Below are 13,668 nucleotides of genomic sequence, written 5' to 3' on the forward strand. Positions count from 1 at the left end.
CGTGGAAACGGCCCGCCGCAGCGACGTGGTCGTGTTCCTGGGGCCGACCCTGCCGGCGTCGCGCGCGCTCGAGATCCTCGACGCCCAGTACCTGCCTCCTGCCGGGTTCGGCGACGTTTACCGCCTCATCGGCGGCGACGTGCGCACCGTCGTGCTCGTCGACGGGGTCTTCCACGGCCGCGCGCCGGTGTGGCATCGCGAGATCCTCGACGCGATGGAGAGCGGGATCCGCGTCTATGGCGCAGCGAGTATGGGCGCCCTGCGCGCCGCGGAGCTCTGCGCCTACGGGATGATTGGCGTCGGGACGGCGTACCGGTGGTACGCCTCCGGCGCGATCGACGGCGACGATGAGGTCGCGCTGCTGTACGCCGGCGCCGAGCACGGCTACCGCCCGCTCTCCGAGCCGCTCGTGAACGTCCGCTTCCGGCTGGAGGAGGCGGTCTCCGCGGGTATCCTGGAGCCCGGCGAGGCCGCGTCGCTGAGCGCGGCGATGAAATCGATGCCCTTCTGGCAGCGGACGAGGGAGGCGCTCTCCGAGGCCGCCCGGGCGATCGACGAGCCCCGCCGCGCGCGGCTCGACGCGCTCCTCCTCGACCCCGCGCTCGACCTCAAGCGGCGGGACGCGATCGAGGCGCTCGAGAGCGCGGCTCTGCACCTGGGCGCGCCGGACTCCGTGGCGGGCGCGCGCGCAGCACACGCGGCCCCTATGGCCGGTCCCTTGTACGCGCGCTCGTATCACGATCATCAGCGGCTCATGAAGCGCGCCTTTCCCCGCGCCCGCGGAGAGCGGCTGGAGGGACGGGCGCTCGTCGATCGCCTGCTCTCGTCCCCGGGCCGTCGCCGGGCGCTCTCGTGGTCGCTCGGAGCGCGGTTCTTCGCCCTCGCGTGGGCGCGGGAGCGCGGGGTGGTGGTTCCGGCGGACGAGATCACCGCCCTGGAGGCGGTCATCCACGCCCGCGCCGCGATCCCTTCCCGTACCACGTGGCTTCGCGCTAACGGGCTCACCGAGGCCGAGCAACGCGACCTCCTGGCGCGGCACCTCGTCTGGACGTGGCTCCTCACGCAGCCCCCCGAGCGCTTCGGCATCCCGTCTCTGCCGGCGCCGGGAGACGAAGGCCCGTGGCCTCCCGAGCCCGACATCGAGGCCCTGCGGCCCCTCTGCGATCGGTCCGGCCTCCTCTGCGCGCTGCCCTACGTCGCCGCGTGGTGCCGGCTCGCAGGCGCCGCCCCGGGGCCGAAGGCCGCGCAGGCGCTGACCGACCGCTGGCGCGACGCGCTCCGCGCCGTCGACGCCTCGCTGCGCGAACCTCTCTTCCAGGCCATCTGGGCCTTGGAGAAGGGGCCGGTCCACTTCGGGTACACGACCTGGTCGCTGTCCGCCGAGCTGCTCGCTGCGCTGCAGATCACGGGCTCGGTCGCCGCGCTCGCCGCGAGCTGGGAGGAGAGCGCGGCGTGAGCGCGCCCTCTCCTGCGTTTCGCCGCGGCACCCATCGCCTGGTCTCGCCGGAGGAGACGCTGGCGCGGCTCGCGCCGCACCTCCTCGACTTCGGCATCACCCGCTGCGCCGAGGTCACCGGGCTCGACGCCGACCTCGGGGTGCCGGTGTATGTGGCGATCCGGCCTCGCGGGCGGGTGCTCCAGAGCTCGGCGGGCAAGGGCCTGACGCGTGACGCCGCCAGGGTCTCGGCGCTGATGGAGTCCGTGGAGCTCGACGTCGCGGAGCGCCCCGATCCTGCGCTCCTCCGCCGCGCGAGCTCCGCGGAGCTCACCGCCGCGGGGTGCCGCGTCGACGCGCTTCCCGAATGGGTGGCCCGGGCAGGGCGGTTCTTCGGCGATCGCTTCCGCATCGACTGGGTCGAGGCCGAGGACTTGGTCCGCGGCGGCCCCGTGTGGGTGCCCGCCGGCGCCGCCTATTTTTGCGAACCGACGCCGTGCCGCACCAACACCAACGGGCTCGCCTCGGGCAACGATCTCGTCGAGGCGACCCTGCACGGGCTCTACGAGGTCGTCGAGCGCGACGCGGTGGCGCGCCTCGTCCGCGACGATCGGCTCGACGTGCGCGGGTCCTGCCGCGTGCTCGATCCCGCCACGGTGACCGACCCCGATCTCGCCGCGGTGGTCGCGAGGATCGAGCGCTCGAGGACCAAGGTGGTGCTCCTCAAGGTGCTCTCCGGCCTGCCGATCCCCACCTACTGGGCCGTGCTCCTCAACCGGGAGCCGTTCGCCGGGGTGTCGACGCTGAACGTGGGCTACGGGGCGCACCTCGACGCGGCCGTGGCGCTCTCCCGCGCGCTCACGGAGGCCGTGCAGTCGCGCCTGACGATGATCCACGGCTCGCGCGACGACATCGTCGGAAAGCCCGTGTACGTCGCCCAGGTGGAGGGCGCGGAGAACGCCGGCGAGAGCCGCGCGTTCCATTTCTTCGACGCGCTCGCGCCGGAGGCGCGCGCGGAGGTGGGCACGTATGAGGGGGGGCTCGACGCGGCGCTCGGGGCGGTGCTCTCGATGCTGCGGGAGGCAGGGCACGATCGCGTGTACCGGGTCGACCTGCGCTGCCCCGCGCCGGGGCTCTCGGTGGTCAAGGTGCTCGCGCCGAGCCTGCGGTACGAGCCCGCGCTGTTCTAGCCGCGCGCGGAGAGCCCGGCGTCGATCCAGTCATCGTCGAAGACCGCGGCGTAGATCGGGTTGCCGACGCGCAGCTTGTCGAACGCCTGCGTCACGAGGCCCGAGAGGAGGAGCGTCCCTTCGAGGGGCGACTCGCCGGCGTCCACCTCGCCCTGTTCGCGGATCCGCCGGTACAACGTGAGGAGCGCCGCGACGTCGCCGGGGGCGCGCAGGATGCGGGCCTCGACCGTCTTGAGGTGCTCCGGCTCGTCGCGATGGCGCCACCTGTCGATCACCCTCGATCGCACCAGGTTGGCCACCCACGCGCGCTCCTTGCCGGCGGGCGGGCGGGACTCGTCCTCCACGACGAGCCGGCAGAGCTTCTGCGTGAGGAAGGGCTGGCCCCCCGACCAGTCGAGCACCGCGCGGAGGATCTGCTCGCCGTCGCCGGCGCGCGAGAGGCCGGGCGCGAGGCTCAGCGCCTCGTCGTAGCGGAAGCCGGCGAGCGGCACGGCGCGTCCAATGTTGAACGGCGTGCGGAGCTTGTCGCGGACGAGATCGGTCGGCGTGGCCACGCCGAGGAGGATGAAGGTGAGGCGCGCGTACCGGGGATCGGAGGCTCGGCGGTTGTAGAACAGCCGCACCAGCGCGAAGAAGTCGTCGGGCGAGAAGTCGAGTCCGAGGACCGCGTCGACCTCGTCGACGAAGACGGCGATCGGCTTGTCAACGCGGGCGAGGATCTCCTCGTCGATCAGCGCGTCGAGCCGCTGCACGGGCGAGAAGTCGGCCCTGTCGCGCCACCACCGGCGGAGATCGAGATCCCGCTGCAGGCCGAGGCCGGTCACCAGCATGCGCGCGACGCCGGCGTACCACTGCTCGGCGGTGACCTCGCGCGAGCCGATCGACGTGAGGTCGATCGAGACGCAGGCGACGCCGGCCTTTCCGAGCCGATCGACGGCGCGGACGCGCAGGCTCGACTTGCCCATCTGCCGGGTGTTGAACACGTACGAGAGCTCTCCCCGGCGGATGTTGTCGGCGAGCAGCGCGTCGGCCTCGCGGCGCACGTACGCGGGCGAGTCGGCGGGGAGGCTGCCTCCGACGCGGAAGTGGAGGTCGCGGAGCTCGTCGGACTCCTTGAGCAGCGCGTTCTCGATCGACACCGCGGCCTGACCCATCAAGAGCGTGAGGACGTCGAGCCGGTCCTCGTTGAACACCGACGCGGCCCGGTTGTTCTCGAGGTAGGAGACGGCGACCAGGCGGCCCTGGTACAGGATGGGCACGCAGAGGAGCGATCGGCAGCCGCTCGCGCGGACGTGGGGGTCGTTGATGAACATCCCCTCCGCGGCGGCGTCGGCGAGCAGCACCGGCTGCGCCGTGCGCGCGACGTACTGCACGACCGAGCGGGCGATGCCGTCCTGATCGTGGAGCGCCAGCGACAGCGATTCGAACCGCGCGTCGTCGACGATCTCGCCGCGCGCCTTGACGATGAGCTGCTCGTCGCGCGCGAGGACGAGGAAGCCGCGCTCCGCGCCGGCGTTCACGAGTGACACCTGCATGACCGTCTCGAGGAGCCGGCGGAAATCGGTTTCGCGGGTGACGGCGCGCGTGGCCGCGAGCAGCGTCCCGAGGTCCAGATCCCCAAGCTCGCTGGTCGTGGTCGTGGTCGTGGAAGCCTTCGCTTCGGCCCGGGGCTGCCCCGCAGCGCGCACGCGCCCGGTGCCCTCGCGCTCGAGGAGATAGCCGTAGCGGCGGCGCAGGAAATCACGCTTCGCGGCCCCGCCCCACACGCCGTAGGTGTAATGGGCGTCGCGCATGTAATGACCCGCGAGGCGAGTGTCGCCGCGATCGAGGAAGAACAGCGCGGCGCGCTCGAGGGCCAACCCCTCTTCGTGGGTGTATTCGTGCTCGTGCGCGAGGTCGATCGCTCTGTCGTAATGATCGCGCGCCTCGGAGATGCGGCCGGTGACGCGGGCGAGCTCGGCGGCCATCAGGTGATACTTGTGGGCATAGTTGACGGGACACTCCGCGCCCCACCGTTTCATGCGCTCGACCAGGGCGCCGGCCTCTCGAAGGATCGCGGGTTGTTCCTCCAGCGGGGCATCACCATGCGTCGCGAGCAGAGACAGACATTGGTACAAGAACGTGATAGGAATGAACGACGAGCCGGGCTGATTGCCCTTCTCGACCACGCGGACGAGCCGGAGCGCCTCTTTGTAGTCGTGAAAATGGTAGCAGAGGATCGTCCTGAGAAAGTGCAGGCTGAAGATCGCGCTCATATCGCCCGTCCGCTCGTGGACGGGCAACTCCGTAGCCTCGTCGTACGTGTCTCCCTGCAAGCGTGTGGGCTCGCGGCTGAGGCCGCGGAGATTGCGGACCGCTTGGTGATACAGCCGCAGATACATGAGGAACGGGCCCTGCTTGTGCCTCTCCAGGGCCACGGCGCTCTCGGCGTACTGTTCGTCGAGCTGCGCGAGATTGCTCCCGGAGAGGAACCCCATCGCCGAACTGCCCTGGAGGCAGTTGGCGGCGGCCGCGATGTTGCCGGTCTCCAGGCCCGCGCGGTACCCGTCTCGCATCTTGGGGACCGCGTCGCGCATCGGCCTCTGCCAGTGAAAGATGTACGCGTTCCCCAGCACCGCTACGTCGGGCACCAGGGCCTTGCTCCGACGCTTCTCCACCAGCGACTCGGCCAAGCAGCCGAACTCATAGCCAAGGTCGAGGCGATCGCGGCCGCACAGCGCCATCCCGTAGAAAATAAAACCGTTGATCGAGTCGTCGGAGAGCCCGTGGCGCAGGGACAGGAGCACCATCTCTGCAGCGACGAGCGGCGCCAGGAGCGGCTGCGTCAGGTATGTGGGCGCGCGGAGGCTGCTCAGGATGTGGAGCGCGGCCTTCGGCTCGGCGTCATCGATGTCGGCGAGGTCCAGGAGGTCGCGGGGCCTCCGTGGGCCCATCTCACGCTCGACCTGCAGGAACGCGGCCTCGACGTCCGCCTCGGCCGGCTCGACGGGCAGCGCGACGCCGAGCGGCTCGAGGATCTCGCGTGCCGTGGCGATGGCCGCGGGAAACTGATACCGAGCGACGTGCGCGTCGATCCGGATCTGAAGCGCGTTCACACGCTCCATGAACTGGCTCGCATGGCGCAAGAGCGCGTCGAGGTGCCGCTCCATGGTTGCGAAATCGGGGACGAGATAGGCGGCGTCCGCGGCGCCTTCGGTCAGCGCCAGGGCCTGCGCGTAGCCTGCGCGGAACGCGCGTTCATGGACGGCGGGTGACACGCCGGACGGCTCCGACTCTCCGTCCGGAGGGGCGCCGAGCAACACAAGGCCGTGCTCGAAGTACGCGAGCGCCGCGGCGTTGGCGACGGCTGCCCGCGCCCTCCTCCCGGCCTTGAGGTCGAGGGTGGCGACATCGCGCCGCTCGTCCTCGTCCTCGATGAGGCGGCGGGCTTGGTTGAGCTGATTGACGATCGCGAGCAGGTGGGCATCGGCCGACTTGCCGGTGTAGTATGCGCGCATGGCGCGGCCGATGCGCAGATGGATCGCGGCGTGCTCCCCGGCTGCGCGGAGACCGTACGCGGCCTGCTGGATGCGATCGTGCCCGAACTTGTAGGCGACGTCGATACGCTCGGACAAGCCCTCGATGCCGGCATCGAAGAGGCGGTAGTCTCCCGTCGTGGGAATGAGGTATTGCCTGGCGAGCGCCGGCATGAGCGCCTGGGCCACCTCTTCCGCCGCGCGGCCCGCGACAGCCGCGAGGAGCCCCAGCTCGAAGTGGTTGCCGATGTACGCGGCCTGTGCGAGCAGGTCGCGCGTGGGGGACGGCAGCTCCTGCAAGCTCTCGATCAGGATCTCGACAACATTATCGCTGAGGTCGAGCAGCCGGAGGCCCTCCGCGTCCCATCGCCAGACGCCCGCGGCGTGATCGAGCGTGACCACGCCGCGAGCCACTAGCGTGTCGAGGAAGGTCTGGACGAACAGAGGATTGCCCCCGGTCTTCTGGTGGATCAGCTGGGCCGGCTCGCGAACGTCCTCGATCTCGCGGTGCAGCGTGTCCGCGAGGAGCGCGGCACTGTCCTCGGCGTCGAGCGGCTCGAGGTGGAGTTCGCGCATCGAGACGCCGGCGGCTCGGACGTCCGCGAGCATGGCGCGCAGCGGGTGGGCCGCCGGCGCCTCGTTGTGCCGGTACGCGCTGACGATGAGCAAATGAGGGATGGGCGTGCCCGTCATCAGGCGTTTGATGAGGTCGAGCGAGGCGCCGTCGGCCCATTGCAGATCATCGATGAACAGCACCAACGGATGCTCGGGGCCGGCGAAGACCCGGACGAGGCCGGCGAGCGCCTCGATGAAATATCGTCCAGCCTCGGCGGCCGGCGTAGGGCCGGCGGGCAGCCGGCCATGGAGCAGCTCGAGGCGCGGGAGGAGCCCCGTGAGCGCGGGCAATATACCGGCGGAGGCAGCGTGGATGGCAGCGGCCCACGCGGCCATTGGCGCGGGGGGCTCCATCAGCACGTAACCGATAAGGCCGTCCAGCGCGGAGACAATCGGACCATACGGTGTGTCGCGCTGAATCTGGTCGAATTTGCCGGCAACGAAGAAGCCGCGCCTCTGGGTCACCGGACGGTACAGCTCCTTGACCAACGCCGACTTGCCAACGCCCGGATGGCCCGACACCATGACGAGCTCGGTCGCCCCTGCCGCGGCCCGCTCGAACGCCGAGAGCAGCAGGTCGACCTCGGCGCTGCGGCCGTACAGGCGCGTCGGTGGAGAGAGGCGCTGGGCGACGTCGTGCGACCCCAGCGTGATCGAAGGGACGTGGCCCTCCGCGCGCCACGCGCGCCGGCACCGGTCCAGATCGGATTGCAGCCCGCGGGCCGACTGGTACCGACCGGAGGCGTTCTTGGCCATCAACTTCTCGATGATCGCGGACAGGATGGGTGGGACGTCGGGGCGCCGCGCGCGCAGGGGCTCCGGGGCACGCGCCAGGTGATAGTGGAGCAGCTCGACGAGATCCGCGGCCTCGTACGGCGGCCGGCCCGTGAGCAGCTCGTAGAAGGTGCAGCCCAGCGAGTAGAGATCGGCGCGGTGATCCAGCGGCTGGTTGATCCTGCCCGTCTGCTCGGGCGACAGGTACGCTGGCGTGCCCTCGAGTTGACTCGGGTGGTCGAACGCGACCGTCTCGCGCGAGAGCCGCGTGGCGATGCCAAAGTCGATGAGCTTGACCGCGCCCGAGCCGCGATCGAACACGATGTTGGCAGGGTTGAGATCCTTGTGGATGACGGCCTCTTGGTGGACGTCGGCCACATGCCCCGCGATCGAGCCCGCGACAGCTAGGAACTCGCCGACCTCGATGCGGCCGGCGAGCACCAACTGCGCGAGCGACTCGCCGCCGAAGTCTTCCTGGACGAAGAGCCAGTGGCGACCGGAGTGTACGAAGTCGTGCGCCTTGACGACGCCGGGGAGATTCAACCCCTTGACTATCTGGTACTCGCGCTTGAACCGCGCAATGCGCTCCGGCGTGGGCCGGACGTCCTTGAGCACCTTGAGGATCACCAGGAGCCCGTCGGCCTCGCGGACGGCGCGGAATACTAGCGATTGCTCGCTCTCGTGGAGCTGGCTCCGCGTCTCATAACCTGCGGCGAAGAACATGGGTGACTCCTGGCAGCGGCCTTGCGCAGCCGGCGAGGTGGGCGGTGACCTCGAGTAGGGCCGTCATTGCTGAGGCTCGTCGCCGTCTCCGGGGCGCTCCGGTTCCTTCCCCGGTTCCTTCCAGGGAAAATCATCCGGATCCGACGTCTCGTCCTCGCCCGGATCCAAAAACGCGGCAGCGCCGATGCTCCGCGCGAGTTCTGCCGGCGACAGATTGTCCGATGATGGCCATTTCGAGGGATCGTCATTCGTCCACATGGTTTTTCTCCTCACGGTTGAGTGGGTCGGCGCCGGGCTGAGAGCAGCACTTCCGCCGAGCGCTCATCCTTAGCTTCGAACACGAGGAACTCCTTGAGGACCTCCACCCTGTCGGGGGTCAGAAGCCAGAGCGGCGCCAACAACCACTCGTTGTCCTTCGGGGAGGCGAGGAGGAGGTTGGCGATCTTCTCCAGCGTGAGGTTGACGTCCACCTGCTCGAGGTTGACGTCCACCTGCTCATCCTGTCCCAGTGCCTTGAGCACGCCAAGGGGCGCGTTGATTTGGCGCGCATCGTCGAGGACTTTCCCCAGCTCCTCTACGACGATGTTTTTGGCTATGCCGTGGACTTCCTGCTGGAACGTCTTCAGTATGACGCCGATCTTGAGCAGGATCATCAGGACGTCGAAGACACGGAGGAGGATGAGCTGCGAGCCGCTGGCCAGCGCAGTCCAGAGTGCCTTCCCACCGAGCTGGAGGCGGGCGCTATCGAACTCGTCGCGTGCGCGCTCGACCGTCTCGGATATCAGCTTCTCCCGCTCTATTGGATCGGGGAAGGCCCCGGGGATCCGTGTCTTGTAGTAGACCAGGCACAGCTCCGCGTACAGGAAACGGACGCGCTCCGAGCCAGGGAGCTTGTCGTCGACCGCCAGGACCGGCTTGCCGGCTTTTACGGCGTCCTCGATGTACTCGATGAACTTTAGCCTGCTGTTGGCGTCGTTTAGGTTGGCGTCGTTTGGGGGGACACCGCATAAGGCCAGTCGCGGGAGGAAGTCGAAGAGATCGTAGGCCATCGACAGGTATTCGTCGCGACCGATCGCGCCCGGCTGTATGGGATGCCGGTACATGGCCGGCTGGTCCTGGAGCAGCGCGAGGATGATGGAGTACGCCATGAAGAGAAACTCCGTTTTCTCATCACCGGGCGCGTTGCCGTACATATGCTTCGCCAAGGCGTTGAGGCAGGAGTAGAAGTGGACGCATCCCCGGTAGAAGAGCGCCCAAGGATAGAAATAAGCGTATGCTTCGAGGGCCTTATTGATCTGCTTCCGCGCCTTGTCGATGTCTTCGTCACACTTGGTGCCTGCGTCACGATCGCGACCCAGACCGACGCTGGCGTAACGACGGCGATTGACCAGGAGGGCAGCGTAATGAGCATGGCCCCACGGGTAGTTGGGGCGCTGATACAGCGCGATCTCGAAGCACCTCTCGGCGTTCTTGTAATCGGCGAGGTTGTTAAGGTCAGTGAGCCGGACCCCTGGACTCTCGGCCCCGGCCTGGACGCCGTACAACTTGTTCGGGGTGACGGCCAGCGAGGGCAGGTTACCCCGCTGCCGGTATACGTCGCCCAGCCGCGCCCAGGCCCAAGGATAATCAACCTTCGCTCCGGAGGGGTCGTCGGGCAAGCCGGCTTTGGCATCCAGCAGCTCGAGCAGCATACCCTCCGCCTTGTCGAGCCTGTCCTCCAGGTCGCTGAGGGGTAGGTATTGGTCGAGGATCGCCGCGGCGTGATGTGCCTGGATCCACCGCTGCTGAATGCTTGAGAGGTCTTTCTCGTTCTCCAGCTGCGCGAAGAGTTGCTCCGCTTTTTGTGACTTCCTGTCGCGTCGCAGCCCTTCGGCAATCAGGATCTTGTCTCGTAGGTCGCTGGTCATGCGCCCGCCAGCCTTCTCGTCGTCCGCCATCGTCGTCATGCGTTCCCTCCTCGTGCTTCAACCAGCCTTTTTCGAAATAAGCCTGTGCCGCCCAGCTTGCAAAGCAGAAATCCTCCGTCCAGTGCGCCCCCACCGCCCCTAAGACCCCCTAAGACCTCAACCGTTTTCGCCACTCCCATGCACTGGCAGCCGCTCCCCCAGGTACCGCCGGTACAGCTCGCACGCCGCTACCACATCATTGCCCCGGAGCTGCCCCACCCCCAGGCTCACCAGCTTGAACGCGAGGTCCGTGCGGAGCCGCGCAGGCTCCGCCGACGTCATCACCTGGCGCGCCGCTTCGTGCAGCTCCGGCCGCCGCGTGAGCTCCCACAGGAGGTGCTTCAGGTGGTCCGCGAATAGCCCCTGATCCGTGGCGGCCGTCGCGAGCACCTCGGCGAGGCTCATCCCCCTTGCCACATGGTACAGCGCAATCCGCACGAGGTGCGGGTGCCCGCCCAGCAGATCCATCAACGACCGCACCTCCCCCTCCCGGAGGTCGATGTGAATCGTTGTGCCGAGATTGACACGTTCATAGGTATTCCTGTGTCGAGTGTAGAACCGCTTCTCATATAGCCTGTGCGCTTCCGGTCGAGCGCCTGTCCAGCAGACATCGCGCCCGCCCGTCAGCGCTCCGCGTCGGCGGAGAGGCGCTCGCTCAGGTAGCGCCGGTAGATCTCTCTGGCAGGCCGCACCTCGTTGCCCTCGAGCCGCACGAGCCCCAGGCTCACCAGCTTGAAGCCGAGCTCCGTGCGGAGCCGCACGGGCTCCGCGGCCGCCATCACACGCCGGGCGGCCTCGTGGAGCTCCGGCTGGCGCTGGAGCTGCCACAAGAGATGTTTGAGGTGATCGGCGAACAAGCCCTGGTCGGTGGCGGCCGTCGCCAGCACGTCCGAGAGGCTCATGCCCTGCGCGATATGGTACAAGGCGATCCGCACGAGGTGCGGGTGCCCGCCGAGCAGGCTCATCAGCCCGTCGACCTCCGATGCATCCCAGGCCAGCCCATGGCGCCGCGCGATCCCGTGCACCATGCCGGCGTCCCACTCGGACAGCGCGACCGGCAGGCCGACGTTGAACGGCGAGCGGTTGATGTTCATCGGCAGGTACATCTCTGTCGAGTAGGCGAGCACGAGCCGCAGGTTGCGCCACGGCTCCTGGCTCTTGCTCATCTCGTGCCACGCTCGCAGCAGGGCCAGCAGCTCCTCCGCTGTCCCAGGTGACTCGAAGATCCGATCGACGTTGTCCAGCGCGAGCACCAGCGGCTCACCCTCTAGCAAGAGGTGCTCCTCGAAGTAGGCCGTGCAGTTGTCCTTGGCGCCGAAGATCTCGTCCCAGGCGTCGTCGATGCGCGCCGACGGCAGCTTCAGCCGCCGGGTGACGACCGCGCAAAGCCAGCGCAAGAAGCGGTTCAGGTCGCCCACGATCGCGCCGTCGGCCATCTGCAGGTTGATGCTCACGGTGCGCGCGCCCGTCCTCGCGGCGTGACCCAGGAGCCGTGCCATGAGCGAGGTCTTGCCCATCTGCCTGGGGCCCTTGATGCGAACCAGCGCGCCGTCCCGCTTGATCTCTCGCAGGCAGGCCTCCTCGAGCGAGGGCCGAACGACGTAGTACGGCGACTGCGCGCTGACGACGCCGCCCGGGAGCTCGAGCGGGACGTCCTCCGTGGACCGGGGCGTGCTCCTCGGCGGCACCACGGTCGACCCCCTCGCCTCACGCGCTGGCCTGCGCCGCGCCAGGTCGCGCCGACCGATCTTCTCGAGCAGGAAGCGGACGACGGCGGGAGTGTCTTCGAGGCCGCTCCACCCGATTCCTTGCAGATCTTGCAATCGCTCCTGCAAGGGATGGCCCTGCGATGCGCCCTCCGCAACACCAATCCGGACAGGCACGATGTGCGGCCTCCCTGCCTGGCCCTCGCGCAGCTGTCTCGCCAGATCGAGCTCGGCAGCGACCATCTCGCTCACCGCGGCCTTCTCGGAGAGCAGCAGCAAGAACGCGTCGCAGCCGCGCAGCGCCTGGGATACCGCACGCACCCAGTTGTCGCTCTCGAGGACGTTCTTCGGGCCCAGAAAAGGAGACACGCCGGCGGCGACCAGCGCATCGTAGAACGACAGCGCGACCTCGACGTCCTCCGCAACGTCCCCGCGGCAGCTGATGAACACCCTCGGCTCCGGGAGCGCCTTCGAGCGCTCTCCCATGCCCTCGAGGGGCGTCGGCGTGAGCGGAGGCTCGTGCTGCACCTCCAGCGTGGACGTATCCTTGAGGGTAGCGCCCCCCTGCGTCGCACCCGACCGAGGCCGCTCGCCACGCGCGCCCACGATCGACCCCACGGCAGCGGCGAACTCCGCGATCGTCGCGTACCGCCCGTCGCGGTGCTTGCACAGGCAGCGCGCGACCACCTCGTCGAACGCCGCCGGCAGCTCAGGCCGCAAGCGGCTCGGCGATGGCGGAACGGAGGAGAACACGTTCATGATGAGCTCGGGCAGGCCCTTCCCCTCGAAGGGCGGCTTTCCCGTCGTGAGCTCGTACAAGATCACGCCCATGGCCCAGATGTCGCTGCGCCCGTCAACGGTCTTGGGGTCGCTTATCTGCTCCGGCGACATGTAGCGGGGCGAGCCGACGATCGCGCCCGGCTTCGTGAGTTGTTCAGCGTCCTCGGGCTGCTTCGAGATGCCGAAGTCGAGCACCTTCAGAAAAGGCTCACCGTTGCGGCGGCGGGTGAGGAAGAGATTCGCTAGCTTGAGGTCCCGGTGAACAATGCCGAGCGCGTGCGCCTCGGCGATCGCGTCGCACGCCTGCTGCACGAGCACCACCACCTCGTCGAGCGGCAGCGCACCGCGGCTGCAGACGACCTGGCTGAGATCGCTCCCCTCGAGGTACTCCATGACCATGTAAGGCGCGCCGTTGTCCAGGCGGCCCACGTCATACACCCTGGCGACGTGATCGTTGGTGAGGCGCGCCGCGGCGCGCGCCTCGCGCATGAACCGGCTCACGGTGCTGGCATTGGAGCTCGTGCCGCGGCGCAGGAGCTTGATAGCGAAGAGCTGACCGAGGTCGATGTGCCTCGCCGCGAGCACGACGCCCATGCCCCCCTCCCCGAGCACGCGCTCGACGCGGTACTTGTCGAGCAGCGTTTCCTCGAGGCTAACTGTCTCCTCTGCGCTGGACACCGCCTTTATTTGCGCAGGCTACACCCAGTCCTTGCTTTTAGAAAGTGCAGAATGTGACGAGGTGGTTGCGACGTCTCTCTGCGGCTCGCCAGCGACGATCCAGCGAAGCCAAATTCCGCCATGTCTAGAATTGACGCGCCGAGCGCGCGGGGAGTTAGCACTCTCGTCACGAGGTGGATGCTTTACCCAGTTGCAGACAGACTCGTCCGTTCCGTCGTGGCATCGGTCGGCGCTCGATCGGTCGCCCGACGTTAGAGCGACGCCCTTCGCGACCGACGCGCCGCGCGGTGCGGCTCCCTCAGGTGA

Annotated in this window: 7 protein-coding genes; 2 read left to right on the forward strand and 5 right to left on the reverse strand. The window is 68.5% G+C overall.

Going from position 1 to position 13,668, the window contains the following annotated elements:
* Position 1: 1 nt before the first annotated feature.
* Together WMF29_RS30170 and WMF29_RS30175 are read left to right on the forward strand one after the other, a co-directional pair.
* Positions 2 to 1,456, forward strand: coding sequence for a TfuA-like protein (locus tag WMF29_RS30170; RefSeq protein WP_437323599.1), 1,455 nt, complete (start codon positions 2 to 4; stop codon positions 1,454 to 1,456).
* The gene (locus tag WMF29_RS30175) at positions 1,453 to 2,625 is read left to right on the forward strand and encodes a YcaO-like family protein (protein ID WP_437323600.1); all 1,173 of its coding nucleotides are present in this window, start codon (positions 1,453 to 1,455) and stop codon (positions 2,623 to 2,625) included. Before WMF29_RS30170 ends, WMF29_RS30175 begins: the two co-directional genes overlap by 4 nt.
* Here the strand turns inward: WMF29_RS30175 and WMF29_RS30180 are convergent.
* From WMF29_RS30180 to WMF29_RS30200, 5 genes are all read right to left on the reverse strand, one after another.
* Entirely contained in the window at positions 2,622 to 8,252 is a 5,631-nt protein-coding gene (locus tag WMF29_RS30180; protein ID WP_437323601.1) for an AAA family ATPase, read from the reverse strand. The two genes, WMF29_RS30175 and WMF29_RS30180, sit on opposite strands and share 4 nt — an antisense overlap.
* Positions 8,253 to 8,315: 63 nt before the next feature.
* Positions 8,316 to 8,510 carry a hypothetical protein gene (locus WMF29_RS30185; RefSeq protein WP_437323602.1) on the reverse strand — a complete coding sequence of 65 codons (195 nt, stop codon included), beginning with the start codon at positions 8,508 to 8,510 and terminating at the stop codon, positions 8,316 to 8,318.
* Between the two features lie 11 nt (positions 8,511 to 8,521).
* On the reverse strand, positions 8,522 to 10,198 hold the full coding sequence (locus tag WMF29_RS30190) for a hypothetical protein (RefSeq protein WP_437323603.1): 1,677 nt from the start codon (positions 10,196 to 10,198) through the stop codon (positions 8,522 to 8,524).
* A gap of 117 nt (positions 10,199 to 10,315) precedes the next feature.
* Positions 10,316 to 10,825 carry an AAA-like domain-containing protein gene (locus WMF29_RS30195; protein ID WP_437331182.1) on the reverse strand — a complete coding sequence of 170 codons (510 nt, stop codon included), beginning with the start codon at positions 10,823 to 10,825 and terminating at the stop codon, positions 10,316 to 10,318.
* Positions 10,822 to 13,362 (reverse strand): AAA-like domain-containing protein, encoded by a 2,541-nt coding sequence (locus WMF29_RS30200; protein WP_437323604.1) that lies wholly within the window; start codon positions 13,360 to 13,362, stop codon positions 10,822 to 10,824. Before WMF29_RS30200 ends, WMF29_RS30195 begins: the two co-directional genes overlap by 4 nt.
* Positions 13,363 to 13,668 lie beyond the last annotated feature (306 nt).

The organism is Sorangium sp. So ce381 (assembly GCF_051473845.1).
Taxonomy (GTDB): domain Bacteria; phylum Myxococcota_A; class Polyangia; order Polyangiales; family Polyangiaceae; genus Sorangium; species Sorangium atrum.